This window comes from Streptomyces sp. NPDC107471, assembly GCF_055582845.1.
In genome coordinates, this window is record NZ_JBVJPC010000003.1 from 643417 (window position 1) to 668364 (window position 24948).

Genomic DNA, 24948 nt, shown 5'->3' on the forward strand with positions numbered 1-24948 from the left:
GGGCAGGTCAGCCGGCCCGCACCGACCGGGTGTGCCGGGCGATCCACTCGGCGTGCGTGACAGCGACCGTCCCCCGCTCGCCACGCGCCTGTTCGGGCAGATGGACCGGGGCGTCGGGGTGCAGCGGCAGCAACCGCAGCCGCAGGCCCTCGGCGCGCAGCGCGTCCGCGGGCAGCCGGTCCAGGCCGATGTCCCAGACCCGTCCCGCGCAGAACTGGTCGGCGACCAGCGTGTCCCCCACGTAGGCCCGCCCCACGTCCCCGTGCCAGTGCAGCCGCAGGAGCGTCCCGGACGGCAGTCCGTCCGGCACCTGAACGCGGTACTCGGCGGCCACGGTGTCGAAGTGCTTGTCGGCCGGCGCGCTCGCCCGGCCCTGGACGCCGGTGACGGGCTCGGGGGCGGGCCCGGCGGCCCGTACGAGACCGACCTCGGGCCCGGGCTCCGGGGCGGCCGGCACGGCCGGGACCCGGTAGCGCAGGAACACCCCGTCCGCGACCGCCTCGACCGCCGCCCCGTCCACCACGGGCGCCCGCTCCGGTGCGGGCAGCACGGCGAACGACGTGGCCGTGCCCGGACCGTGCAGCCGTACCTCGTCCCGGTCGAAGACCACTCCGTCCCCGCTCAGCACCAGCCTCTGGGCACCCCAGGCCTCGCCGCGGTAGACGGTACGGGCCGTCGCCGCGTCCAGCACCAGCAGGCCGACCCGTCCGCCGTCGGCGGTGTCCACCTCCACGAGGGCGTCGGTGCCGGGGCGCAGCCCGGTCACCAGCAGCCGGTCGCCGACCGGGACGACCTCGCCGGTCGGCGTGCGCACGGCCGACACCGTGGCCGCGTCCAGGGCGAGTTCGGGCGCGATGCCGTCCGTGGCGGCCAGCACCAGGACCGTACGGCCGTCGGCGTCGACCGTGCACACGGGCTGGGCGGTGGCCCATTCCAGGCGCAGACCGGCCACGTCCAGGCGCAGCGGCCAGCAGAAGTAGGCGCCGCTCGGGACCGTGACGGGGGAGCTGGGCAGCGCCAACTCGCCTCCACCGGAGGAGAGTTCAATCCTGAACGACGTGTCCGGGTGTTCGGGGAGCTGTTCGTGCGGCTGGTGGTTGTTGACGAAGAGGAAGCCCGAGGTGCCGTCTGCGCGCACCGCCCAGCGCAGGGTCTCCCGGTCGGACTGTCCGTCCGGCCGGCGCTCGGGCAGCACGGACTCCATGGGGGCGATCAGATGCCCGAAATCCGCCAGCAGCAGGTGCTGGAGCCGTAGTTCGTGATACGTCCTGCGGTACTGGCCGTACTCGCCGAGCGGTGCCTGGAAGTCGTACGTCAGGACGGGCAGGTCGTTCGGATAGCCGGTGGCGTGCGACTCCTGGAGGGTGCTGAGCTCGCCCGTCGGGTTGGTGCCGCCGTGGAACATGTAGAAGCCCTGCCACACCGAGCCGCAGCCGATCTTGGTGAGGCCGAGGGCACCGATGTCGTCGGGGTCGACGTACGGCCGGCGGTGGTACGACACCGCCATGCCGCCGCCCAGTTCGCAGGTGGCCCAGGGGAACCGGTCGGCGAACGCGTCGGGCTCGCTGCCCCGCACGCGCACCGGGCGCAGATCGGAGCCGATGCCCTCGTCGTCGCGCTGGTGGGTGAAGAAGAAGTGCTTGCGGCAGGTGTCCGGCCAGCCGCCGTCGGCCTCCGTCCAGAAGGCCTCGGTGTAACCGCCGTACAGCGGAAGCAGCTCGTCCGGCGGGAGCCGTACACCGCCCCAGGCGGTCGACGTCCACAGGGGCGCGCTGAGGCCGGCCTCCTGGGCCATCCGCTTGAGCGTCAGCAGATGGCCGGGCTGGTCGTAGAGCTCGTTCTCGATCTGGATCGCCACGACCGGACCGCCGTGGGCCCGGTCGAGCCCGTCCAACTGCTCGGCGATCGCCGCGAACCAGGGGCGTACGGCGTCCAGGTACACCGGATCGTCGGTGCGGGGCACGCAGTCGCGGGCCTGCACCCAGTCGGGCAGACCGCCGCCCCGGACCTCGGCGTGCGACCAGGGCCCGATGCGGGGGACGAAGTCCAGGCCGTGCCGGGCGCACAACTCGGCGAAGCGGCGCAGGTCGCGGTCGCCGTCGAAGCGGACGCGGCCCTCGACCTCCTCGTGGTGGATCCAGATGACGTAACTGGCCACGACCGTGACCCCGCCCGCCTTCATCTTCAGCAGCTCCTCCTCCCACTCGTCCGCGGGACAGCGGGAGTAGTGGAACTCGCCGGAGACGGGGAACCAGGGGCGGCCCCCGCGGGTGAGCCAGCGGCTGGTGACCTCGATCGGGTCGGGCACCCCGGGGGCGTCCGCGAAGGGCAGGTGCCCGGTCAGCGGAGGCCCGGCGGGGGAGGGGATACGCAGGCGGTGCGGGTGGGACATCAGTCGGTCTCCGGTCCGAGGTCGGGCGTGTCGGTGAGCCGGGCCCGCGTGCCGGTGGTGGCGTGCAGTTCCAGCAGCACCAGTTCGTTGGTGCCGGGGCGCAGGACGGGGGCGGGCACGTACAGGGTGTGCTGCGGGCCCCGCTTCCAGTAGCGGCCGAGGTGGAAGCCGTTGACCCAGGCCTGGCCCTTGGTCCAGTCGGGCAGGGCGAGGAAGATGTCGGCCGGGCCCGCCACCTCGAAGGTGCCCCGGTGGAAGGCGGGTTCCGCGTCCGTGGTCGCCGCGGACGGGCCGAACGGCACGGCGGTCAGGTCGTCCAGCGGCACGGCCCGGCACTCCCAGCCGCGCAGTGCGGTGCCCTGGAAGGAGACCGGGCCGAGCAGCCCCTTGGGCGCCCCGATGCGCGGCCCGTAGTTGACCCCGCCCATGTTTTCGACCAGGACCTCCAGGACGGCACCGGCGTGCGGCACCCGCACGGACAGCGTCTCGTCGTGCCGCTCCCGCTCCAGCACCCCGGCCGGGGCGCCGTCCACGAAGACCTGGGCGCGGTCCCCGACCCCGCCCGGGAAGTGCAGCAGACCGTCGCCCGAGCCGGGAAGCACGGTGCGGTAGAGCAGGTAACCGGTGTGCACGCCCAGTTCGTTCATCGTCACGGGGGTCTCGGCGTACGTCGCCGCCCGCGCGCGGACGTACGGCAGCAGCGGCGCCCGCTGGTCCAAGTGGACGTCGGTGACCGGGAGTTTGGGCGCGGGCGCCGGCACCGGCTCCTCGGGCGTGGCCGTGTGGCGGGCGATCACCTCGCGGAACGCGTGGTACTTGGGGCCGGGGTCGCCGCTCTCGGTGAGCGGGGCGTCGTAGTCGTAGGACGTGACGGTCGGCTCGTAGGCGTGCTTGTGATTGGCGCCGTTGGTGAAGCCGAAGTTGGTGCCGCCGTGGAACATGTAGATGTTGACCGAGGCGCCGGCCGACAGCAGGCGGTCCAGGTCGGCCGCGGCGTCGGCGGCGGACCGTACGTGGTGCGGGCCGCCCCAGTGGTCGAACCAGCCGACCCAGAACTCCGAGCACATCAGAGGGCCTTGGGGCTGATGGGCGCGCAGTGCGGCCAGGTTCTCCTCGACCCGGCTGCCGAAGGTGACCGTGGCGAGCGTGCCCGGCAGGGCGCCGGCCGCCAGGTGTTCCGCGTCGGCCTGGTCGCAGGTGTACAGCAGCTCCTCGACACCACGGTCGCGCAGCGCCTGGTGGACGTGCTTGAGGTACGCGGTGTCGTCGCCGTACGCCCCGTACTCGTTCTCCACCTGCACGGCGATCACCGGGCCGCCGTGCGCGGCCAGGAACGGCCGCAGTGCGGGCAGGAGCCGGTCCAGGTAGCCGTCGAAGGCCGACGTGAAGCGCGGGTCGCTGCTGCGCAGCCGGATGTCGGGGTCGGCGAGCAGCCAGGCGGGCAGACCGCCGTCGTCCCACTCGGCGCAGATGAACGGCCCCGGTCGCAACAGGACGTGCAGGCCCTCGTCCTGGGCGAGCCGCAGCCAGCGGGGCAGGTCGAGGAAGCCGTCCAGGACGAGCCTGCCCGGTTCGGGTTCGTGGAGGTTCCACGGCAGATATGTCTCCACCGTGTTCAGGCCCATCAGCCGCGCCTTGCGCAGCCGGTCGGCCCACTGGTCGGGGTGTACACGGAAGTAGTGCATGGCCCCGGAGATGATCCGGAACGGCTCGCCGTGCAGGAGGAAACCGTCGGAGGACGTCGTCAGAGCGGGCATGCGGGGCATCCCTTCCAGTCGGCGGGAGTTCAGTGGGTTCGGGTGCTGCGGACGAGCCGGAGCGTCGCGGCCAGGCACAGGGCCGAGACACCGCTCAGCAGGAGCGGGACGGCCCGGATCCCGGCCCACTCGATGGCCTTGCCCAGCGCGGGCCCCGCCGCCACACCGCCGATCATCGAGGCGGCGATGACCAGGGCACCGGCCCGACGGGCGCCGGGGGCGGCCCGGTGCAGCCAGGGCAGACCGGTGGGGAAGATCGGCGCGATGAACAGACCGACACCCGCGTACGCGTAGGGCGCCAACTCCGGTACGGAGGCCAGGAGCAGACAGACCGTCATGCCGGCGCAGGACACGGTGACGATGGTCTGCGCCGAGAACCGCAGGGCGAGCGGGGCGACCAGGAAGCGGCCCACGGTCATCATCAGCCAATAGACGGAGGTGGCGGTCGCGGCCACCCCGGCGCCGTATCCCACGGTTTCCAGATGGGTGGGTTCCCAGCCTCCGACGCCCGCCTCGATGCCCACGTGCAGGACGTAGAGCGCGACGAACACGCAGAGCACCGAGGCCAGACTGCGGCCGAGGACGCCCGGGGGGCCGGAGGAGCCGGGAGCCGGGTCGGACGGCTGCTGCGCCCGGTCCCGTACGCCCTTCAGGCACAGCAGCAACGGCAGGTCGGCCAGCGCGAAACCGAGGAAGACCGCCGGGTAGTGCTCGGCGCCCACCGCGCCGATCAGTGCCGGACCGAGGATCGCGCCGACGCCGAAGTGCGCGTTGAGGATGTTCAGCATCGCGGTGGAACGGTGTCCGAAGCCGACCGCGAAGAGCTGGTTCAGGCCGTAGTCGGTGCCCCCGAAGCCGAGCCCGGCGAGCAGCGCGGCGGCCAGGGCGGCCGGCCAGTTCGGCGCGAGCGCGAAACCCGCCGCACCGAGCGCCATCAGCAGGTACGAGGCGCCCAGGAGCCGCCGGTTGCCGACCCGGCCGAAGAGCCGGTCGAACAGCAGGACCCCGGCCACCCCGCCCACGAAATGGGCGCTCAGCCCCAGTCCGGCCCCGGAGGGAGAGAGCGCGAACTCCGCACGCAGCGCCGGGATCGCCGGACCGTACAGCGCCTGGAGCGCGCCGATCAGCACGAAGCCCACGCAGGAGGCGACCACCGCGGCCGGGCTGAAGACCGGGGTGCGCACGGGCGCCGGTGTCGAGGACATGGACAGTGATGTTACCGGTAACATACGGGCCGTCAAGATCTGCGGACCGAACCCGAAAGAGCTACAGGGCTGGACTGGTGGTCCAGGAACTGGATTGCTAGTCTAGAAGAAGTGATGGAGGCGGGAGAGTGCCATGGAGGCCGAGCGGGACGCGATCATCGGCGCGCTCACGACGGTCGTCGACGGGATCGCGGCGACCTTCGGGCCGGTGTGCGAGGCGGTGCTGCACGACTACCGGAGACCGGAGAGCTCGGTGGTGGCCATCGCCGGCTCGGTGACCGGGCGCACGGTGGGCGGGGCGATGAGCGAGATCGGCCTGCGCATGGTGGCCCGGGGCGACGAGGCGGCCGACGAGCTGAACTACGTCACCCGGACCGGCACCGGCAAGCTCGTCAAGTCGTCCACGATGCTGCTGAGGGACTCCTCGGGCACGGTCTTCGGCGCGCTGTGCCTCAATGTCGACGTCACCGCGGCGAGCGAGGTCCATGCCCTGCTGGGAGCCCTGGCAGGGACCGCAGCCACCCCGGCGGAGCCGCCCGTCACCACCTTCGGCGACGACATCGACTCCGTCGTCGACGTCATGCTCGACGCGCACCGGCACCAGTCCTGGGCGCTGCTCGACCGCGCCGGACGCCTTGACCTGTTCCGCAGCCTGGACGAACGGGGCGTGTTCGCGGTCCGGCGGGCGATCGAGCAGGTGGCCGGACGGCTCGGGATCTCCCGCGCCTCCGCCTACAGCTATCTGTCCCAGTCCCGCAAACAGGCCACCACTGGAGGGCCCTCGTGACGATGACCACCCCGCCGGTCACCCTGGACGACGTCCGGGACGCGGCCGCCCGGCTCAAGGGGGTCGCGCACCGCACCCCCGTGCTGCGCTCACGGACCCTGGACGCCCTGGTCGGCGCCGAGGTCTTCCTCAAGTGCGAGAACCTCCAGCGGGTCGGCGCCTTCAAGTTCCGCGGCGCCTACAACGCGGCGTCCCGGCTCACCCCGGAGCAGTTGGCCCGGGGCATCGCGGCCTACTCCTCCGGGAACCACGCCCAGGCCGTCGCCCTGGCCGCCCGCGAGCTCGGCACCACCGCGGTGATCGTCATGCCCGAGGACGCCCCGGCGTCCAAGCGCGCGGCGACCGAGGGCTACGGCGCCGAGATCGTCACCTACGACCGCTACACCGGCGACCGCGAGGCCATCGCCCAGGCCCTGGCCGCCGAGCGGGGCCTGGCGCTCATCCCGCCGTACGAACACCCGCACGTCATGGCGGGGCAGGGCACCGCCGCCCTGGAGCTGCTGGAGGAGACGGGGGAGCTGGGTGCGCTGCTCGCGCCGGTCGGCGGCGGCGGCCTGATGGCGGGGAGCGCGACCGCCGCCAAGGGCCTGTACCCGGGCATCCGCATGGTCGGCGTGGAGCCCGAGGCCGGCGACGACACCAAGCGGTCCCTGGAGGCGGGGCGGCGCGTCAGCGTCCCGGTGCCGAGGACCATCGCCGACGGACAGGCCCTGCACACGCCGGGCGAGCTGACCTTCTCGGTGAACCGGCGACTGGTCGACGAGATCGTGCTGGTCTCCGACGACGAGATCCGCGCGGCCATGCGCTTCGCCTTCGAGCGGCTGAAGACCGTCGTCGAGCCGAGCGGCGCGACCCCGCTGGCCGCCCTGCTCAGCGGCCGGGTGAGCGGTCTCCCGGACCGGGTCGGGGTGATCGTCTCCGGTGGCAATGTCGACGCGGACCGTTTCGCGCGGCTCTGCGCGGGCGGCGACTGACCCGGCGCCCGTCACTCGAATGGCAGGCCCGACTGGACAGGCGGACGATGGAGTGATGGGGCTCGACCCCCGCCGGTGCCGCCCAGGAAGGGCGGGAGACGGAGGCCGGCCCCGGCCGTACCGCAACACGGCCGGAAGGGAGAGCCGTCATGTTTGAGGTGAAGACGCTCGACAAGCCGGACGAGCGCCGTGATTTCCCGCGGGGCCACCTCGAAGCGGTCCACATGAGCGGACTGGACTTCGCCGTCGGCACCTTCGAGCCCGGCTGGCGCTGGTCGGAGTCCGTGGGGCCCATCGCGGGCACCAGGAGCTGCGAGGTCCACCACAACGGCTATGTGGTCCAGGGCCGTATGCACGTCGTCACGGACGAGGGCGCCGAGGGCGAAGTGGGCCCCGGCGACGTCTTCGTGCTGGCACCCGGGCACGACGCCTGGGTCGTCGGCGACGAGCAGTGCGTGCTCTACGACTTCGCGGGCGGCATGGCGAAGGACTACGCGAAGGGCGAGTGAGGCACAGCGGTCGGCCGGCGTCGCCTCTCACACCGTGACGACGATCTTCGCGCGTGCGTGCTCCACCTCCAGATGACGGACGGCCTCGGCCGCCTCGCTCAGCGGATACGTCCGCTCGACGGCCGGGGCGATCCTGCCCGCCTCGGCGAGTTCCCGCAGTGCGGCGAGGTTCTCCTTGCTCGCCCTGGCCGGAAGCTGGAGCACCCGCTGGCGCACGAACGGGGAGAGCAGCCGGCCGCCCATCAGGAGCCGCATCGGACCGAGGACGCTGCCACCCTCGTACACACCCCCGCCGGACAGCACGACGGTGCCGGCGGGGGCCGTCGCGCGCCGCAGGTCGCCCAGTGAACGGTTGCCCACCAGGTCGAGGACCACGTCGTAGCGGCGTCCGGCGCGGGTGAAGTCCTCCCGGGTGTAGTCGACGATCTGGTCCGCGCCGAGCGACCCGACGAGCTCGACGTTGCGCGCGCTGCACACACCGGTCACCTCGGCGCCGAACGCCTTCGCGAGCTGCACGGCGAACGTCCCCACCCCGCCCGAGGCGCCGTTCACGAGGACGGACTGCCCGGACCGCACGCGGGCCACGTCCCGCAGTCCGACGAGCGCGGTGTTCGCGGCCAACGGCATCGCGGCCGCCTGCTCGAAGGAGAGGGCGGTGGGCTTGAGGTCCGTCTCGCTGTCCTTGGCGCACACGAACTCGGCGAAGGTCCCGTCCGCCTCGCCGTACACCTCGTCGCCGGGACGCAGGCCCGTGACCCCGGCGCCGACCGCCTCGACGCGGCCCGCGAAGTCCCGGCCCCGGATCCGCTTTTTCGGCGCGCGGAGACCGAACGACAGCCGGGCGATCTTCGGGTCGCCGCGCAGCCAGTGCCAGTCGTAGGCGTTGACCGAGGCCGCGTGCACCCGCACGAGCACCTCGCCGGCGGCCGGCACGGGCTGCTCGACCTCCCGCAGCTCCAGTGTGTCCGCCGAGCCGTACCGGTCCTGGACGACTGCCTTCATGGGACCCCCTCCGTCGCTTCAGGAGCGTAGGGAAGAGGTCTCGCCTTGCCATCGGAAACCGATCGGTTTACTCTGCTGGACGTAGGTAAACCAATCGGTTTCTCGACGTTCCTGGAGGCTCCCATGACCACCATCGAAGGTTCCGTCGCCCTGGTCACCGGCGGCAGTCGCGGCATCGGCCGGGCCCTGGTGTCCGCCCTGTACGAGCGCGGCGCGAAGAAGGTGTACGCCACCGCCCGCGACCCGCGGACCGTGACCCACCCGGACGCGGTGCCGCTGGCCCTGGAGGTGGGCGACCCCGCGTCCGTTGCGGCCGCGGCCGAACAGGCCCAGGACGTCACCCTGCTGATCAACAACGCCGGCGCGGCCGTGAGCGCGAACTTCCTGGACGCCCCCGTGGAGGACGTCCGCCGCGAGTTCGAGACCAACTTCTACGGCCCGCTCCTGGTGACCCGCGCCTTCGTCCCGGTCATCGAGCGCAACGGCGGCGGCCACATCCTCAACGTCCACTCGGTGCTCTCCTGGCTCGGCGTCGCCGGCTCCTACAGCGCCTCCAAGGCCGCCCTGTGGTCCCAGACCAACTCCCTGCGCCTGGACCTGCGGCCGCGCGGCATCGAGGTCACCGGCCTGCACGTCGGGTACGTCGACACGGACATGGCCGCGAAGATCGACGCCCCGAAGGTCACCCCCGAGAGCGTGGCCGCGCAGGCCCTCGACGGCATCGAGGCCGGTGCCTTCGAGGTGCTCGCCGACGACCTGACCCGTCAGGTGAAGGCCGGACTCGCCGCGGATCTCGGCGCGTTGTACCCGCAGTTGGCGGCCTGAGCCACCCGCGCCCCGCCCGGCTGCGGGTGGGGAGCACCGGGGCGGCCGCCTGAGAGTCGGCCGCACCCCGGCCCCGGGGCGTCCGGCGCGTCGGCGCCTCGCCCGGTCAGATCGGCAGCAGGCGCCCCACCAGGGCGCTGAGCTGCCGGACATTGCGGCACTCGTGCATCTCCACCAGCTCGGCGTACTCGTACGCGGCCGAGTCGCCGGTGCTCCACTGCGCCTGGGCCTCCGGGTTCAACCAGTGGACGCGGCGCGCCCGTTCGGTGATCTCCCGGACGGCGGGCAGGTTCGGGTCGCTCATGTTGGTGCGGGCGTCACCGAGGACGAACACGGTCGTGCGCGGGCTCAGCGCGTCCCCGTACCGGGACGCGAACTCGCCCAGGGCGACGCCGTAGTCGCTGCTGCCGTGCCACCCCGTGAGCGTGGCCTCGGCGCGGATGCGGGCGCCGAGCCCCTCCGGGTCGGCCGCGCCGTGCCGCAGGAGCGGGGTGACCTCGTCGAGGCGGTTGACGAAGGCGAACACCCGCACCTTGCTGAACTGGTCGTGCAGCGCCTGCACCAGCAGCATCGTGAAGTCCGAGAACCCCGACACCGAGCCCGACACATCGCACAGCAGCACCAGTTCGGGCCGGGCCGGCCGGCGCCTGCGCAGCACCGGCTTCATCGGCACCCCGCCCGTCGACAGCGAACCGCGCAGGGTCCGCCGCAGATCGATGCTGCCCCGCGCGGCACGGCGGCGGCGGGCCGCCAGCCGGGTGGCGAGTTTGCGGGCCAACGGCTGGACCGTGCGCCGCAGTTCGGCCAGCCGGTCCTTCCCGGCGAACAGGAAGTCGACCCGGTCGGTCGTCGGGGCCACCGCCCGCCGCGCGATCTCGTCCCGGTCCCGCCCCTCCGCGACCCGCCGCCGGGCCTCGGCCGCCACCAGGGCCCGGAACGCCTCGATGCGCCGCCGGATCTCGTCCTCCAGGAGCCGGTCGGTGAACCCGGACATGCCCTGCCGCCCCCGCACGTCGTCCCGGACGCGCGCGAGCAGCGTCTGCGGGCGCAGCCGGTCCAGCGTCTGGTACGACGACCAGCCGTCTGAGGAGGGGGAGTTGCCGTAGCCGCCGAACCCGTCGACCGCCTCCGCCGCGAGGCGGGCCAGCAGCGTCTCGTCGTTCGCGGCCAGGGCCCCGGCGAGCCGCTCGCGCAGGTCCTCCCGGTCCGCGGGGCCGGTGCCGGGCGCGCCGACACCCCGCGGGAAGTACAGGTCGAAGACCGGGTCGAACACCGGTCGTTGTGCCCTGCTGTGCAGCAGGGTCGCCGCCAGCCCCTCCCGCAGCAGCTCGCGGTCGTCGAGCCCGAGGGCCGCCACCGCCTGCGCCGCGTCCACGGTCTCGCCCGTCCCGATCCGCACACCGTGCGCGCGCAGGGCGCCGACCAGGGAGGTGAGCCGCTCGGCGGTGCTCACACCGCGTCCAGGTCGAGCTTCGCCCCGGCCTTGAGGATGTCGTCCTGGTGTTTGAGCAGCACGCCCAGGCTGTCCCGTACGACCGTCTCGTCGAGGTGGTCGGCGCCGAGCGCGAGCAGGGTGCGCGCCCAGTCGATGGTCTCCGCGACCGAGGGCACCTTGCGCAGGTCCATCGCCCGTAGCGCCCCCACGACCCGCACCACGGACCTCGCCAGCGTCTCGTCGAGGCCCGGCACCCTCAGCCGTACGATCCGCCGCTCCAGCTCCTCCTCGGGGAACCCGATGTGCAGGAACAGGCAGCGGCGGCGCAGGGCCTCCGACAGTTCGCGGCTCGCGTTGGAGGTCAGGACGACGAAGGGCCGGCGGGACGCGGTGATCGTGCCCAGCTCGGGGACCGTGACCTGGAAGTCGCTGAGCACCTCCAGGAGCAGGCCCTCGACCTCGACGTCCGCCTTGTCGGTCTCGTCGATCAGCAGCACCGTCGGCTCGTCGCCGCGGATCGCCGTCAGCAGGGGCCTGGAGAGCAGGAACTCCTCGCTGAAGATGTCCGTGCGCGCCTCGTCCCAGGTCTCGTCCCGGCCGGCGCTGATGCGCAGGAGCTGCTTGGCGTGGTTCCACTCGTACAGCGCCCGGGACTCGTCGACGCCCTCGTAGCACTGGAGCCGCACCAGTCGCGCCCCGGCGACCTCGGCCACCGCCTTGGCCAGCTCCGTCTTGCCGACCCCGGCGGGGCCCTCCACCAGCAGCGGCTTGCCGAGCCGGTCGGCGAGGAAGACGGTCGTGGCGACCGCGGGCGAGGCGAGGTAGCCGGTCTCGGCGAGGCGTGCGGAGACGTCGTCGACGGATGTGAACAGCAACGGGGCCTCCCGGGCGGCGCGAACTCGTTCCGTCAACTATCTAAGCGCTTGTTCACCGCTTCTGTCACGTGATGGGGGAGCGCACGGCGACGGGCGCCACCGAAGCGACGCCCGCCCACCGCTGCCCCTCACGCCGCCGCTCCCACCGCCCGCACCGCCGGAGTGCGCAGCACCCGGTGGGCCGTCGCCAGGCTGGTCCCGATCGTCGCGGCCGCCGCGATCGCCGCCACCGCCCACCAGATGCCGAGCCCCTGGTGCGGCAGCACCGCGTCGGTGCGGACCACCGTGAACGGGATGATCCCGGCCAGTGCCGCCGCCGTGCCGAAGCACAGCCCGACCGCCGTGAGGATCAGCCCCTCCGCGCCCACCGTGCCCAGCACCTGCCCCGGGCTCGCCCCGGCCAGCCGCTGCTGGCCGAACTCCCGGCCCCGGTAAGCCGTCGCCGCGTACAGCGAGTTGACCAGCATCACGCACACGAACACCACGATGATGCCGACGACCGTGAGGTTCAGCGTCTGGAGGTTCTTCGCGTCGACCGTCCTGACCGCGCCCGAGGCCCGCATGGCGTCGCTCTCCACGCCCTGCATGTACAGCGTGGCCACGGACACCGCCGTGAACAGGATCAGCGACACCAGGATCCCGGAGAGCTGGTCCGCCCGCCGGCGCAGGTTCCGCACGGCCAGCCAGCCGCTCGCACCGGTCAGCGGCAACCGGTCCAGGACGCCCTTCAGGAGCCGCGGAGCGAGCAGCGCGCACCCCACGGACAGCAGGATCGCCCCGTACGCCGGAGTCGCCATGAGCGCCTCGTCGGTCGCGGAGAAGGCGAAGGTGGAGGTCACCGACAGCGCCCCCAGACCGAGCGCCGCGTACGCGAGGAACGTGCGCGCCCGGCCGCCTCGCCGACTCCCGCGCGTGGCCCGTCGTACGGCGAGGAAGGCGGCGCCCGCCGCCGCGACCAGCGTGATGTCGACGCCCGAGAGCAGCGCGACCGGACCGAAGGAGTGGTCGACGCCCGCCGCGACCTGCCCGCTGTCCCGGAAGACGTCCAGCAGTGCCCGCCCGCCGAGCATCGCCGGACCGATCGCCAGCACGGCACCGATCAGCGCGACCGCCACCGACTCGCCCACGACCATCCGCTTGATCTGGCCCGGCGTCGCCCCCGAGCAGCGCAGCAGCTCCAGCTCACCGGCCCGCTGGCGGACGTTGACCGTCAGGGTCGACGCCACGGCGAAGAACACCAGGAGGGTGCCGTAGCCGCCGACGACATTCGCGGACAGGGTCAGGGTGTCCGCGCTCACCGGGTCGACCCCGGGCCGCCCCGCCGTGTCGTGGAGCGAGTTGAACGTCATGATGACGCCCGCGCCCAGGAAGGAGGCCAGCAGGGTCGCGAGAAACCGTCCGGGCCGTTGCCGTATCGACCGCATCGCCAGCAGGAACATCGCTCACACCCCCGCCGTCACGTCGTCGCCCAGGTGCGCGAGGCGCTCGGCCACCGCGTCGGGGGTCGGCGCGTCCATCCGGCCGACCAGCCGGCCGTCCGCTAGGAACAGCACCGAGTCGGCGTACGAGGCGGCCACCGGGTCATGGGTCACCATCACCACGGTCCGGCCGTGCACCCGCACCGCCTCCTGGAGCAGCCGCAGCACGTCCCGCGCGCTGCGGGTGTCCAGGGCGCCGGTGGGCTCGTCCGCGAAGATCAGCCGGGGGTCCGCGACCAGCGCCCGGGCGATCGCCACACGCTGCCGCTGCCCGCCGGAGAGCTGGTCCGGACGGTGCCCGAGCCGGTCGCCGAGACCGACCGCCGTGAGCACCTCCGTCACCCGCCTCCGGTCGACCTTCCGGCCGGCGAGCTTCAGCGGCAGCACGGTGTTCTGGGCGACCGTCAGTGTCTCCAGCAGGTTGTACTGCTGGAACACGAACCCCACCCGCCCGCGCCGGAACCTGGTCAGCTCGGCCTCCCCGCCCCCGGTCAGCTCCGTGCCGTCCACCCGCACGATCCCGCTGTCCGGCCGGTCGAGACCGGCCGCGCACTGCAGCAGCGTGGACTTGCCGGACCCCGAGGGCCCCATCACCGCGGTGAAGGTGCCCCGGCCCAGGCTGAGCGTGACCCCGTCGAGGGCGGTCACGGCACTGTCGTCCGTGCCGTGGGTCCTGCTGACCTTCACCAGCCGCAGCGCCTCGGCGGCGGGCCCCGCGTCCTGCGGGTGTCGTGAACGTGTGCGCAACATGGTCGTCCCCCTTCGTCCGGCACGCCGTGTGCCTCGCTGAAGACGCTAGGCAGAGACGGGCCCGGGCACATGGGGCGCAGAACCCGTCTTGCGGGGTGTACTCAGTGACACCCCCCGGTGACACCCCCCCGGCGGATACGGCAGGGTTGATCGTCATGACCGACGGAATAGCCTGGCTCGCCGAACCGCAGTCCATCGCCTGGGGCGGCTACAGCGTGGTGATCGCGCCCGACATCGAGTCGGAGTCACTGGCGAGACGCATCGCCGAGACCGCCCACCGGCCCTACCGGCCCCGCCCCATCGGCGAGCTCTCCGGCCGCCAGGTGCAGGACCTTCTGGAAGGGCTGTACGGCGAGGTCCTGGACGGCATCGCGCTGCGCCACGGCGAGCTCGACGAGTGGTCGTACGTCATCAAGTACGGCGGCTGGCAGGGCGAGTTCGGCACCGGCAGCCGGCCCGTGGACCGCGGCGGCCTGCACGTCCACCACCTGGAGTACGAGGAGGAGAACGGCAAGCCGGTGCCCCCGCACTTCGCCTACCGCCACGACGAGAACCTGATGTGCGCGTTCAACCTGCACCTGGACGCCAGTTGGGGCCACGGCAGCCCCGAGGGAGACCCGGAGGTGACCGCCGCCGTCCAGGAGCGGCTCACCGCCGCCGGACTGCCCGACGAGGACCTGGAACGCCGTACCGTGCACCGGGCCTGCCTGGAGGTGATCCAGCGGCACTTCGGACTCACCCTGCCCCGCGAGCGGATCCTGGAGGACACCCTGCCCACGCTTTTGCTGACCGGGCCCTGACGGGACGCGGAGGCGTTGTCAGTGGGGCGCTGTAGCTTTCGGCGCATGGGGATCTACCTGGTGAGCGTGGGCGCGCGGGAGTGGTTCGACGCGGACGAGGACGAGGGTGGCCGGGGCGCCCTCGCCGCGGCCCTCGGTGAGGAGTTGAGCCGACGGGGCCTGCCACCGTTCACGTCCGTGCCGGAGGAGCCGGAGCGGGTCGTGCGCGGGACCGGGCTCTCGTTCGAGGAGAAGCTGGTGCCGCCCATGGACGGGTTCGCGGCACTGTGCCGGGCGCACCTGTCGCAGGAGGAGTACGAACTGCTCTGCGGCTGGTCGCTCCTGGTGCCCTTCTCGCTCGACGACGAGATCTGGCTGCCGGTCGAGAACTCCTACGCCGACACGACGATGGTTGCCGGTGCCCCGCAGGTGCGCGCCCTCGCCGAACGGCTCGCACGGGCCGTCGGCCTGCCGGTGGACGAGATACCCGAGACCTGCGACAACCTCGACCTGACCATGTGGTTCCTGGACGGGCCGGTGAAGGACGTCGCGGCAGCCCGACCGGGGCCGTGGGCCGATGACCTCGACGCCGCGTTCTACGTGGCCCTGTACCTGCGGGCCGCCCAGCACTGCCTGCGGCGCGGCTCCCCGCTCACCTACGTCTGACATGGCCGGGGCCCACCGGGGCCCTCCGGTTTTTGAACGGTTCAACGCGCGACGCGGACAGTGGACACCCGGTGCATTCGCCAGTAGTTTCAACCGCCGAACGGGATGAATCGATACAACCCGCGCCGCCGAAGGGACCACGGCATGACCGACGGAGTCCACCGCACCACCGTCGAGGGCCTCACCGTGGAGCACCGCACCGATCCCCTCGGCGTGGACGCCGCCCGCCCGCGGTTCGGCTGGCGCACCGCGTCCCGGGTCCGCGGCCGGCGTCAGACGGCGTACCGCGTCCTGGTGGCGTCCGACCCCGGCCTTCTGGCCGACGGGCGCGCGGACGTATGGGACAGCGGCCGCACCGACTCGGCGGACTCGGTGGCCGTGCGCTGGGCGGGACCCGAGCTGCACCCGTCGACCCGCTACCACTGGACGGTCCAGGTCTGGGACGAGCACGACCGCAGGCTCCCCGACGCCCCGGCGGCCCGTTTCGAGACGGGCCTGCTCAGCACCGACGGCATGACCGGCTGGGACGGCGCGCGGTGGATCTGCATGGCGGGCAAGCCACCGAACAGCGCGGGCGCGCCGCTCCTGCGACGGCAGACGGCCCTGAAGCCCGGCCGGGTGCGCGAGGCCCGGCTCTACGTCTCCGCGCTCGGCGTGTACGACGTCCACGTCAACGGCAGCCGGGTCGGCGTCCCCCAGGACGGCGGCACCACGTACGAACTGCTCCCTCCGGGCTGGACCAACTACGACACCACCGTCAACTACTTCACCTACGACGTCACGGGCCTGCTGGAGGGGCAGCCGCAGGTCACCCTCGCCGCCGTCCTCGGCAACGGCTGGTACAACGGCCGTGTCTCCGAGAACAGCGCCTACTGGTCACAGACCGGCAACCGCCTGGCCCTCAAGGCCAAGCTCCTGATCCGCTACGAGGACGGCTCGACCCAGGCCGTCGTCACCACGCCCGGCGACGAGTGGAGGGCCACGGACACCGGCCCCTACCGCGCCGACGACCTCTACGACGGCCAGACCTACGACGCCCGCCGGGAACTGCCCGGCTGGACCGCGAACGGCTTCGACGCCTCCGCCTGGTCCGCGACCGAGGAGCACGACTTCACCACCCGGTTCCCCGGCTCCCGACTGGTCGCCCACCCCGGCGAGTCGGCCCGGCTGATGCCCGAGTGGGACCACAGGCCACGGTCGATCACCGTGCACACCGGGGGCGGCGACTTCGTCCCCGACCCGGCCCGCACGGTCACCGACCCCACCGCGGCCGCCACCGCCTCCCTCACCCTGCACCCCGGCGACACCGCCGTCCTCGACCTCGGCCAGAACCTGGTCGGCGTCCTGCGCTACACCCTCCGCGGGCCGGCCGGCGCCCAAGTCGCCTTCCGGCCGGGGGAGATGCTCAACGACACCGGCGCGGGCGCGGACGGCCCCGCGGGCTCCGTCTACCGGGTCAACCTCCGCACCGCCGAGGCCACCAGCACGTACATCCTCAAGGGCGACCCGGAGGGCGAGACCCACCAGGACTCCCTGACCTTCCACGGCTTCCGGTACGTCTCCGTCACCACGTCGGAGACGGTCACCCTCACCGGACTGACCGGCAAGGTCGCCACCTCCGCCCTCCACGACATCGGCCACGTCAGCACCGACGACCCCGACATCAACCAACTGATCAGCAACGTCCGTTGGGGCCAGCGCGGCAACTACCTCTGGGTCCCCACCGACTGCCCGCAGCGCGACGAACGCTGCGGCTGGACCGGCGACACCCAGGTCTTCGCCCGCACCGGCCTCTACAACACCGACGCGGTCGCCTTCCTGAGCCACTTCCAGGACATCCTGATCGACTCCCAGCGCACCTACGGCGCGGACGGCGCCCAGTTCACCTGGATCGCCCCCGGCGCCCGGTACAACGAACCGGTCCCGGCGAGCGGTTGGGCGGACTGCGGGGTCGTCGTGCCCTGGACCGTGTGGCAGATGAGCGGGGACACCACCGTCATCGACCGCAGTTGGGACGCGATGAGCGCCTACATGGACTGGATCCGCGCGCACACCGGCGACACCGGTGCCGGACAGGGCGCGGTCTTCGGCGACTGGCTGGCCTTCCAGGTCACCAGCACCCAGCTCGTCAGCGACGCCTACTACGCTTACAGCGCCCGGCTCATGGCGGACATGGCCCGCGCCACCGGCCGCACCGCCGAGGTCCACGTCTACGAGGAGCTGTTCGCCCACGTCAAGCGGGCGTTCGTCACCAAGTACCTCAGCACCGAGGACGGCCGGCTCACCGTGCGCTCCAGCCTCGGCTCCCCGCCGCCGTGGACCCCGGGCGGCAGCCCCACCCGGACCGAGGACGACAGCCAGACCGCCCTGCTCTGGGTCCTCAGACTCGGCCTGTACGACACCGAGGCCCAGCGGCGCGCAGTCGTCGACCTCCTCGTCCAGAACATCGGAAACTCACCCGCGTACAAGGCCGCGCACCCCGGCAGCACCCGCGTCGGGTACGCCGAGAACACCCTGTCCGTCGGCTTCCTCGGCGTGAACGTCCTGGCCCCCGTCCTCACCGAGGAGGGCCAGGTGGAACTGGCCTACGAAGTGCTGCACCAGGACGCCATGCCGTCCTGGCTGTACTCGGTGAAGAACGGCGCGACCACGATCTGGGAGCGCTGGAACTCGTACGCGAAGGAGGACGGCTTCGGGCCGGTCGAGATGAACTCCTTCAACCACTACGCCTACGGCGCGATCATGGAGTGGATGTACGAGAGCATGGCCGGTATCGCCGCCGACCCGGCGCATCCGGGCTTCCGGCACTTCTTCCTGCGGCCCCACCTCGACCCGACCGGCAGGATCACCCGGGTCACCGGCTCGCACCGGTCGCCCTACGGCGAGATCGTCAGCGCCTGGACGGCCCGGGACAGCGTCTTCACCCACCGGGTCGCGGTCCCCGCCAACAGCACGGCGACCCTGCGCGTCCCCACGGCCGACCCCGACTCCGTGCGCGAGGGCGGCAGCCCCCTGTCACAGGCCGGGGGAGTGGCGTACCTGGGCTTCGAGGGCGGTGTCGCCTCCTACGCACTCCCCTCGGGGCGCTACGAGGTGACGTCCTCGCTCGCCTGAGAGTCCACCAGCACCACCTCCAGGGTGCGCGGACCGTGCACCCCCTCGACCCGGTCCAGCTCGATGTCACTGGTCGCCGAAGGACCGGAGATCCAGGTCAACGGGCGTACCGGGTCGAGACGTTCGAGGGCCTGCGGCACGGAGGAGACCACCTGGTCGGGCACCCGCACGACACAGATGTGGTGGTCCGGGACCAGGGTGATGCGGCGGCGGCCCTGGTCCTGGCCGCCGTCCAGCACGATGGTGCCGGTCTCCGCCACGGCCACCGCGCACGCCGTGACCACGCTGTCGATCCGGTCCAGTTCGTGCGGGGTGCTCTCGGCCCGGTCCGGGACCTGCTCGGTGCCGGCGTCCGCGAGCCACGCCGGGTCGAGGCCCGGCGGCACCAGGACGGTCCGCGCGCCGTGCGCCGCCAGCATCCCGGCGAGCGTCGCCGGCAGGTCGGCCGTCGTGCAGCGGTGCACGATCGCCCGGTAGTCGGCGAGGTTCTCGGCCAGCAGCTCCACCGTCTCCCCGACGCTGCGCTCGCCGTGCTCCCGCAGATAGGCGCGCTCGATCGGGACGTCGTCGCCCGGCGCGTCGGCCAGTGCGCGCCGCACCCGGCCCAGGATCCGTTCCCTGCTGCTCACTTGCCGCCCTCCTTGCCGCCGCCCGTGCGCTGCCACCAGTCGCGGAACGGTTCCGCGGGCACCGGCGGCAGGTTCCGCGTGTCGCTCCACGCCCGGCCGGGCCCCGGCAGCGTGCGCGGATGGAGCCGGCGGGTCCGCGAGGCCGCCCGCTGACCGGTGCGCAGGACACCGGGGTGGGCGAAGGCCCAGCGGGCCGCCCGCATCGCCGCCCGCTCCGTCGCGTGCCCCTTGGCGGGCTTGAGCACCACCTTGTTGCCCTCGCGGACCACCGGCCCGCCCTGCACGACCCGCTCCCGCAGATGCACCAGCACCTCGGGGATGTCGATGGCGACCGGGCACACCTCGTAGCAGGCCCCGCACAGCGAGGAGGCGTACGGCAGCGAGGCGTCGATCTCGCTGGCCGTGCCCCGCAGTTGGGGGCTGAGGATCGCGCCGATCGGGCCCGGGTAGACCGAGCCGTAGGCGTGGCCGCCGGCCCGCTCGTAGACCGGGCAGACGTTCAGGCAGGCCGAGCAGCGGATGCAGCGCAGGGCCTGGCGGCCGACCTCGTCGGCGAGGGTGTCGGAGCGGCCGTTGTCGAGCAGCACCAGGTGGAAGTTCCGCGGGCCGTCCTCGTCCGTGGTGCCGGTCCAGGTCGAGGTGTACGGGTTCATGCGCTCGGCCGTCGAGGAGCGGGGCAGGGTCTGGAGGAAGACCTCCAGGTCCTGCCAGGTCGGCACGATCTTCTCGATGCCGACGACCGAGATCAGCGTCTCGGGCAGGGTCAGGCACATCCGTCCGTTGCCCTCGGACTCCACGACCACCAGGGTGCCGGTGTCGGCGACCATGAAGTTGGCGCCGGAGACGCCGACCTTGGCGCGCAGGAACTTCTCCCGCAGGTGCAGCCGGGCCGCCTCCGCCAGCTCGGCGGGCGTGTCGGTGAGGCCCTCGGGGGCCGGCCGGCCCCACTCGCTCATCTCGCGCTCGAAGATGTCCCGGATCTCGCCCCGGTTCCGGTGGATGGCCGGGACCAGGATGTGCGAGGGCCGGTCCTTGCCCAACTGCACGATCAGCTCGGCGAGATCGGTCTCGTAGGCCCGGATGCCCTCGGCCTCCAGCGCCTCGTTGAGCCCGATCTCCTGCGTGGCCATCGACTTGACCTTGACGACCTCCGACTCACCGGTCATCTTGACGAGCCGGGTCACGATCTCGTTGGCCTCGTCGGCGTCGGCGGCCCAGTGGACGGTACCGCCGGCCGCCACGACCGACTCCTCCAACTGCACGAGATAGCGGTCGAGATGACGCAGCGTGTGGTCCTTGATCTGCTTGCCCGCCTCGCGCAGCTCCGCCCAGTCGGAGACCTCGGCGACGGCGCTGGCCCGCTTGGCGCGGATGGTGTGCGTCGCGTGGCGCAGATTCCCGCGCAGCGTCTTGTTGTTGACCGCCTCGTGCGCGGCCCGGGGAAAGGCCGGCATCCCTACGAACGTCCCGCTCATACGGCCGGTTCCTCCTCCGTGCTCGCCAGGATCTCCGCGATGTGCACCGGCCGCATGCCCGACTCCAGGCGGCCCATCGTGCCCCCGATGTGCATGAGGCACGAGTTGTCGGCCGCGCACAGCACCTCGGCGCCCGTCGACTCGGCGTTGCGCACCTTGTCCGCGCCCATGGCCGCCGAGACATCGGAGTTCTTCAGAGCGAAGGTGCCGCCGAAACCGCAGCACTCGTCGGCACCCGGAAGCTCCTTCAGCTCCAGGCCCTCGACCGCCTGGAGCAGCCGCCGCGGCCGGTCGCCGAGGCCGAGGCCGCGCAGTCCGTGACAGGTCGGGTGGTAGGTCACCGTGTGCGGGTAGTACGCCCCGACGTCCGTCACCCCCAGCACGTCCACCAGGAACTCCGTCAGCTCGTACGTCTTCGGCACCACGGGCGCCAGCGTCGCCGCGAGGCTCTCCCCGCGCCCCTCGGCCCGGGCCCGCTCACCCATCCGCGGATACAGCTCCCGCACCATCGCCCCGCAGGAGCCGGACGGCGTCACGATCGCCTCGTAGTCCCGGAAGACATCGGAGAAATGCCGGGCCAGCGGTTCCGCCTCGTGCCGGTAGCCGGTGTTGTAGTGCGCCTGCCCGCAGCAGGTCTGGGACATCGGGAAGTCGACGTCGACGCCCAGCCTGGTCAGCAGTTTCACCACAGCGCGCCCGGTGTCCGGATAGAGCGTGTCGTTGACACAGGTCAGGAACAGGGCGACACGCATCGCGGCTCCTTGTGGTTGATCATCGGATGAGTGAAGCCTAGTCGGGGGTGCAGAGCGGGGGGAGACCCCGGTCAGCGCCCGGCGAGCCGGGCCTGGGCCTCGCGCCAGCGCGCGGTGTCGCCCCGGGGCTCGTACCGCGTGAGCGGCTGGGTCCGGGTGAGCAGCTCGCGCCCGTCCGCGAGGTCGGCCACGAGCCCGTGGGCCCGCGCCTGGACCAGGACGTTGCCGAGCGCGGCCGCCTCGGTCGGCCCCGCCACCACCGGCAGCCCGCAGGCGTCCGCGGTGAGCTGGCACAGCAGGGCGTTGCGCGTCCCGCCCCCGACGACGTGCACGACGTCCACGGGGTGGTCGGCCAGCCGCTGCGCCTCCTCGACGGCCCTGCGGTGGGCCAGGGCCAGCGAGTCGAGGATGCAGCGGGTGATCTCGGCGGGCGAGCGGGGCACCGGCTGCCCGGAGGCACGGCAGGCCTCGGCGATCCGCTCCGGCATCCGGCCCGGCGCGAGGAACGCGGCGTCCCCCGCGTCCACGACCGACCGCAGCGCCGGCACCTCGGCCGCCTCCCGCAGCAGCTCGCCCAGGTCCGGGTCGCCCCAGGCCCGTACACACTCCTGGAGCAGCCAGAGCCCCATGATGTTCCGCAGGTACCGGACCGTGCCGTCGAGCCCCAGCTCGTTGGTGAAGTTGGCGGCCCGGCTCTCCTCCGTCAGCACCGGCGCGTCCAGCTCCAGTCCCGCCAGGGACCAGGTGCCGGTGCAGATGTAGGCGAACCGCTCACCGGACGCGGGCACCGCCGCCACCGCGGAGGCGGTGTCGTGCGACCCGACGGCCGTCACCGGCACGGGGCCCGCGAGCCCGGTCTCCTCCAGCACCTCGGGCCGCAGCGCACCGGCCGGGTCCCCGGGCTGCCGCAGCGGCGCGAACAGCCCCAGGTCGATGCCCAGCCGCTCCGCGACGTCGTACGACCATCCGCGCGTCCGGGGATCGACGAGCTGGGTGGTCGAGGCGTTGGTCAGCTCGGTGCCCTGCTCGCCGGTCAGCCAGTACGTCAGCAGATCCGGGATCAGCAACAGGCGCCGCGCGCCGACGAGTCGGTCGGCGACGAGCTGGTACAGGGTGTTGAAGGGCGCGTACTGCAGGCCGGTCGCCGCGTAGAGCTCGGGCGCGGGCACGGTCGCCCACACCTTCTGCGCGACCCCTTCGGTGCGGGAGTCCCGGTAGTGCACCGGGTTCCCGAGCAGGGCCCCGTCGGCGTCCAGCAGTCCGTAGTCCACGGCCCAACTGTCGATGCCGACGGAGTCGATCTGCCCGGCCGCCCTGAGCCCGTCCAGGACACCGCCGTAGAGCGAGAGGATGTCCCAGCGCAGGCCCTCCGGGACCCGGACCGGACGGTTGGCGAACCGGTGTGCCTCGGTCAGCTCCAGGCTGTCGGGGCCGACGCGGCCGACCATGACACGTCCGCTGGACGCGCCGAGGTCGACCGCGGCGTACGACTTCACGGACGCGCTCATCGCAGGAAGGCGGCCGCGACGCCGGCGTCGACCGGGACGTGCAGCCCGGTGGTGTGCGTCAGCTCCCCGCCGGTCAGCGCGAACACGGCGTTGGCCACGTGCTCGGGGAGGACCTCGCGCTTGAGGATGGTCCGCTGGGCGTAGAACTCGCCCAGCTTCTCCTCCTCCACGCCGTACACGGCCGCCCGCTTGGCGCCCCAGCCGCCGGCGAAGATGCCGGAGCCGCGCACCACGCCGTCCGGGTTGACGCCGTTGACGCGGATGCCGTGCTCGCCCAGCTCGGCGGCGAGCAGTCGCACCTGGTGGGCCTGGTCGGCCTTGGTGGCGGAGTAGGCGATGTTGTTGGGGCCCGCGAAGACCGCGTTCTTGGAGGCGATGTAGACGATGTCGCCGCCCAGTTTCTGCGCGATCATCACCCGGGCCGCCTCCCGCGACACCAGGAAGGAACCGCGCGCCATGATGTCGTGCTGGAGGTCCCAGTCCTTGGCGGAGGTCTCCAGGAGCGGCTTGGAGATGGAGATGCCGGCGTTGTTGACCACGAGGTCCACACCGCCGAAGGCCAGCACCGCGGCCCGGAAGGACTCCGCGATCTGCTCCTCGGAGGTGACGTCGACGGTCACCGCGACCGCCTTGTCGGGCCCGCCGAGCTCCTCGGCGACCGCGGCCGCGTTCTCGGCGTCGAGGTCGGCGACGACGACACACGCGCCCTCGGCGACCAGCCGCTGCGCGATGGCCTTGCCGATACCGCTGCCGGCGCCGGTCACCAGCGCCACACGCGTCGCGAGCGGCTTGGGCTTCGGCATCCGCTGGAGCTTGGCCTCCTCGAGGGCCCAGTACTCGATGCGGAACTTCTCGGACTCCTCGATCGGCGCGTAGGACGAGACGGCCTCGGCGCCCCGCATCACGTTGATCGCGTTGACGTAGAACTCACCCGCGACCCGGGCGGTCTGCTTGTCCTTGCCGAAGGAGAACATGCCGACACCCGGGATCAGCACGATCGCCGGGTCGGCGCCGCGCATCGCGGGGGAGTCGGGCAGGGCGTGCCGCCGGTAGTAGGCGGCGTACTCCTCGCGGTACTCGGCGTGCAGCGCGTCGAGCCGCGCGATCGCCTCCTCCAGGGGCGCGGTCGGCGGCAGGTCCAGGACGAGCGGCCGCACCTTGGTGCGCAGGAAGTGGTCGGGGCAGGAGGTGCCGAGCGCGGCGAGGCGCGGGTGCTCGGCGCGGGCCAGGAACTCCAGCACCGGCGCCGCGTCGTTGAAGTGCCCGACCTGCGGCTTGTCCTGGGAGGCGAGCGCGCGGACGTACGGCGCGAGGGCGGCGGCCCGCTCCCGGCGCTCGGCCTCGGGCAGTGCGCCGTAGCCCTCGATCACGGGCCCGAAGGGCTCGGCCTTGCCGTGCTCCGCGAGGAACTCCTCGGCGGTGCGGATGATGTGCAGCGAGTTCTTCTCGCACTCCTCGGCAGTGTCGCCCCAGGCGGTGATGCCGTGCCCGCCGAGCACGACACCGATCGCCTGCGGGTTGGCCGCCTTGATGGCGGCGATGTCCAGTCCGAGCTGGAACCCGGGCCGCCGCCACGGCACCCAGGCGACGGTGTCCCCGAAGCACTCGGCGGTCAGCTTCTCCCCGTCGGCGGCGCAGGCGAGCGCGATGCCGGAGTCGGGGTGCAGGTGGTCGACGTGCGCGGCCTCGACGAGCCCGTGCATGGCGGTGTCGATGGAGGGGGCCGCCCCGCCCTTGCCGTGCAGGCAGTAGTCGAACGCGGCGACCATCTCGTCCTCGCGCTCCACACCGGGGTACACGTCGACGAGCGCCCGCATCCGGTCCAGCCGCAGCACGGCGAGCCCGGCCTCGGTCAGCGTCCCGAGGTCACCGCCGGACCCCTTGACCCACATCAGCTCGACGTCACCGCCGGTGACGGGATCGACGGAGGTGCCCTTGGCGGACGCGTTGCCGCCGGCGTAGTTGGTGTTACGGGGATCGGAGCCAAGCCGGCGGGAACGGGCGAGGAGGGCGGCGGCTTCGGGGTGGAGTGCCAT

Annotated in this window: 20 protein-coding genes; 7 read left to right on the forward strand and 13 right to left on the reverse strand. The window is 72.7% G+C overall.

Annotated features, from left to right (window positions below; translation table 11 throughout):
• Positions 1 to 7: 7 nt before the first annotated feature.
• From ACZ66S_RS12435 to ACZ66S_RS12445, 3 genes are read right to left on the reverse strand one after another with little or no spacing between them, the layout of a single operon-like run.
• Positions 8 to 2392, reverse strand: a complete 2385-nt coding sequence (locus ACZ66S_RS12435) for a beta-galactosidase (RefSeq protein ID WP_469901452.1) — start codon at positions 2390 to 2392, stop codon at positions 8 to 10.
• Complete coding sequence (locus ACZ66S_RS12440) at positions 2392 to 4149, reverse strand: beta-galactosidase (RefSeq protein ID WP_469901453.1); 1758 nt, start codon at positions 4147 to 4149, stop codon at positions 2392 to 2394. The genes ACZ66S_RS12435 and ACZ66S_RS12440 overlap by 1 nt, the downstream gene beginning before the upstream one ends.
• A 29-nt stretch (positions 4150 to 4178) precedes the next feature.
• On the reverse strand, positions 4179 to 5354 hold the full coding sequence (locus ACZ66S_RS12445; RefSeq protein WP_469901454.1) for an MFS transporter: 1176 nt from the start codon (positions 5352 to 5354) through the stop codon (positions 4179 to 4181).
• A 133-nt stretch (positions 5355 to 5487) separates the two neighbouring features.
• On the opposite strand from ACZ66S_RS12445, the gene ACZ66S_RS12450 reads away from it, so the two are divergent.
• From ACZ66S_RS12450 to ACZ66S_RS12460, 3 genes are all read left to right on the forward strand, one after another.
• Positions 5488 to 6141 carry a helix-turn-helix transcriptional regulator gene (locus ACZ66S_RS12450; protein ID WP_469901455.1) on the forward strand — a complete coding sequence of 218 codons (654 nt, stop codon included), beginning with the start codon at positions 5488 to 5490 and terminating at the stop codon, positions 6139 to 6141.
• Positions 6138 to 7115 carry a threo-3-hydroxy-L-aspartate ammonia-lyase gene (locus ACZ66S_RS12455; protein ID WP_469901456.1) on the forward strand — a complete coding sequence of 326 codons (978 nt, stop codon included), beginning with the start codon at positions 6138 to 6140 and terminating at the stop codon, positions 7113 to 7115. Before ACZ66S_RS12450 ends, ACZ66S_RS12455 begins: the two co-directional genes overlap by 4 nt.
• 149 nt (positions 7116 to 7264) lie before the next feature.
• Entirely contained in the window at positions 7265 to 7624 is a 360-nt protein-coding gene (locus ACZ66S_RS12460) for a cupin domain-containing protein (protein ID WP_469901457.1), read from the forward strand.
• A gap of 27 nt (positions 7625 to 7651) precedes the next feature.
• Here the strand turns inward: ACZ66S_RS12460 and ACZ66S_RS12465 are convergent, their stop codons facing one another.
• On the reverse strand, positions 7652 to 8626 hold the full coding sequence (locus ACZ66S_RS12465; protein WP_469901458.1) for an NAD(P)-dependent alcohol dehydrogenase: 975 nt from the start codon (positions 8624 to 8626) through the stop codon (positions 7652 to 7654).
• A gap of 123 nt (positions 8627 to 8749) precedes the next feature.
• On the opposite strand from ACZ66S_RS12465, the gene ACZ66S_RS12470 reads away from it, so the two are divergent.
• Positions 8750 to 9451: an SDR family oxidoreductase gene (locus tag ACZ66S_RS12470; protein WP_469901459.1), complete on the forward strand. Its 702-nt coding sequence runs from the start codon at positions 8750 to 8752 to the stop codon at positions 9449 to 9451.
• Between the two features lie 106 nt (positions 9452 to 9557).
• Here the strand turns inward: ACZ66S_RS12470 and ACZ66S_RS12475 are convergent, their stop codons facing one another.
• From ACZ66S_RS12475 to ACZ66S_RS12490, 4 genes are all read right to left on the reverse strand, one after another.
• Complete coding sequence (locus ACZ66S_RS12475; RefSeq protein ID WP_469901460.1) at positions 9558 to 10904, reverse strand: vWA domain-containing protein; 1347 nt, start codon at positions 10902 to 10904, stop codon at positions 9558 to 9560.
• On the reverse strand, positions 10901 to 11758 hold the full coding sequence (locus ACZ66S_RS12480) for an AAA family ATPase (RefSeq protein WP_469901734.1): 858 nt from the start codon (positions 11756 to 11758) through the stop codon (positions 10901 to 10903). The genes ACZ66S_RS12475 and ACZ66S_RS12480 overlap by 4 nt, the downstream gene beginning before the upstream one ends.
• Positions 11759 to 11889: 131 nt before the next feature.
• The gene (locus tag ACZ66S_RS12485; protein ID WP_469901461.1) at positions 11890 to 13200 is read right to left on the reverse strand and encodes an FtsX-like permease family protein; all 1311 of its coding nucleotides are present in this window, start codon (positions 13198 to 13200) and stop codon (positions 11890 to 11892) included.
• A 3-nt stretch (positions 13201 to 13203) separates the two neighbouring features.
• On the reverse strand, positions 13204 to 13989 hold the full coding sequence (locus tag ACZ66S_RS12490; RefSeq protein ID WP_469901462.1) for an ABC transporter ATP-binding protein: 786 nt from the start codon (positions 13987 to 13989) through the stop codon (positions 13204 to 13206).
• A gap of 155 nt (positions 13990 to 14144) precedes the next feature.
• On the opposite strand from ACZ66S_RS12490, the gene ACZ66S_RS12495 reads away from it, so the two are divergent.
• From ACZ66S_RS12495 to ACZ66S_RS12505, 3 genes are all read left to right on the forward strand, one after another.
• The gene (locus ACZ66S_RS12495) at positions 14145 to 14789 is read left to right on the forward strand and encodes a hypothetical protein (RefSeq protein WP_469901463.1); all 645 of its coding nucleotides are present in this window, start codon (positions 14145 to 14147) and stop codon (positions 14787 to 14789) included.
• 45 nt (positions 14790 to 14834) lie between these two features.
• Positions 14835 to 15434: a hypothetical protein gene (locus ACZ66S_RS12500; protein WP_469901464.1), complete on the forward strand. Its 600-nt coding sequence runs from the start codon at positions 14835 to 14837 to the stop codon at positions 15432 to 15434.
• A 144-nt stretch (positions 15435 to 15578) separates the two neighbouring features.
• Positions 15579 to 18548, forward strand: coding sequence for a family 78 glycoside hydrolase catalytic domain (locus tag ACZ66S_RS12505; RefSeq protein ID WP_469901465.1), 2970 nt, complete (start codon positions 15579 to 15581; stop codon positions 18546 to 18548).
• Here ACZ66S_RS12505 and ACZ66S_RS12510 read toward each other — a convergent pair.
• The 5 genes from ACZ66S_RS12510 to ACZ66S_RS12530 all read right to left on the reverse strand — a co-directional run bounded on the left by ACZ66S_RS12510 (position 18521) and on the right by ACZ66S_RS12530 (position 24948).
• Positions 18521 to 19177: a LutC/YkgG family protein gene (locus tag ACZ66S_RS12510; RefSeq protein WP_469901466.1), complete on the reverse strand. Its 657-nt coding sequence runs from the start codon at positions 19175 to 19177 to the stop codon at positions 18521 to 18523. The two genes, ACZ66S_RS12505 and ACZ66S_RS12510, sit on opposite strands and share 28 nt — an antisense overlap.
• Positions 19174 to 20652: a LutB/LldF family L-lactate oxidation iron-sulfur protein gene (locus ACZ66S_RS12515; protein WP_469901467.1), complete on the reverse strand. Its 1479-nt coding sequence runs from the start codon at positions 20650 to 20652 to the stop codon at positions 19174 to 19176. Before ACZ66S_RS12515 ends, ACZ66S_RS12510 begins: the two co-directional genes overlap by 4 nt.
• The gene (locus ACZ66S_RS12520) at positions 20649 to 21404 is read right to left on the reverse strand and encodes a (Fe-S)-binding protein (RefSeq protein ID WP_469901468.1); all 756 of its coding nucleotides are present in this window, start codon (positions 21402 to 21404) and stop codon (positions 20649 to 20651) included. Before ACZ66S_RS12520 ends, ACZ66S_RS12515 begins: the two co-directional genes overlap by 4 nt.
• A 71-nt stretch (positions 21405 to 21475) precedes the next feature.
• A complete protein-coding gene (locus ACZ66S_RS12525; RefSeq protein WP_469901469.1) occupies positions 21476 to 22912 on the reverse strand; it encodes a rhamnulokinase in 1437 nt (478 codons plus the stop codon).
• Complete coding sequence (locus ACZ66S_RS12530) at positions 22909 to 24948, reverse strand: bifunctional aldolase/short-chain dehydrogenase (protein WP_469901470.1); 2040 nt, start codon at positions 24946 to 24948, stop codon at positions 22909 to 22911. The genes ACZ66S_RS12525 and ACZ66S_RS12530 overlap by 4 nt, the downstream gene beginning before the upstream one ends.

Coding starts and splice junctions, on each gene's coding strand:
- ACZ66S_RS12505 (WP_469901465.1), top strand. CDS start 15,579: ATGACCGACGGAGTCCACCGCACCACCGTCGAGGGCCTCACCGTGGAG.
- ACZ66S_RS12530 (WP_469901470.1), bottom strand. CDS start 24,948: ATGGCACTCCACCCCGAAGCCGCCGCCCTCCTCGCCCGTTCCCGCCGG.
- ACZ66S_RS12470 (WP_469901459.1), top strand. CDS start 8,750: ATGACCACCATCGAAGGTTCCGTCGCCCTGGTCACCGGCGGCAGTCGC.
- ACZ66S_RS12515 (WP_469901467.1), bottom strand. CDS start 20,652: ATGAGCGGGACGTTCGTAGGGATGCCGGCCTTTCCCCGGGCCGCGCAC.
- ACZ66S_RS12445 (WP_469901454.1), bottom strand. CDS start 5,354: ATGTCCTCGACACCGGCGCCCGTGCGCACCCCGGTCTTCAGCCCGGCC.
- ACZ66S_RS12495 (WP_469901463.1), top strand. CDS start 14,145: ATGACCGACGGAATAGCCTGGCTCGCCGAACCGCAGTCCATCGCCTGG.
- ACZ66S_RS12435 (WP_469901452.1), bottom strand. CDS start 2,392: ATGTCCCACCCGCACCGCCTGCGTATCCCCTCCCCCGCCGGGCCTCCG.
- ACZ66S_RS12525 (WP_469901469.1), bottom strand. CDS start 22,912: ATGAGCGCGTCCGTGAAGTCGTACGCCGCGGTCGACCTCGGCGCGTCC.
- ACZ66S_RS12500 (WP_469901464.1), top strand. CDS start 14,835: ATGGGGATCTACCTGGTGAGCGTGGGCGCGCGGGAGTGGTTCGACGCG.
- ACZ66S_RS12460 (WP_469901457.1), top strand. CDS start 7,265: ATGTTTGAGGTGAAGACGCTCGACAAGCCGGACGAGCGCCGTGATTTC.
- ACZ66S_RS12440 (WP_469901453.1), bottom strand. CDS start 4,149: ATGCCCGCTCTGACGACGTCCTCCGACGGTTTCCTCCTGCACGGCGAG.
- ACZ66S_RS12485 (WP_469901461.1), bottom strand. CDS start 13,200: ATGTTCCTGCTGGCGATGCGGTCGATACGGCAACGGCCCGGACGGTTT.
- ACZ66S_RS12465 (WP_469901458.1), bottom strand. CDS start 8,626: ATGAAGGCAGTCGTCCAGGACCGGTACGGCTCGGCGGACACACTGGAG.
- ACZ66S_RS12450 (WP_469901455.1), top strand. CDS start 5,488: ATGGAGGCCGAGCGGGACGCGATCATCGGCGCGCTCACGACGGTCGTC.
- ACZ66S_RS12490 (WP_469901462.1), bottom strand. CDS start 13,989: ATGTTGCGCACACGTTCACGACACCCGCAGGACGCGGGGCCCGCCGCC.
- ACZ66S_RS12520 (WP_469901468.1), bottom strand. CDS start 21,404: ATGCGTGTCGCCCTGTTCCTGACCTGTGTCAACGACACGCTCTATCCG.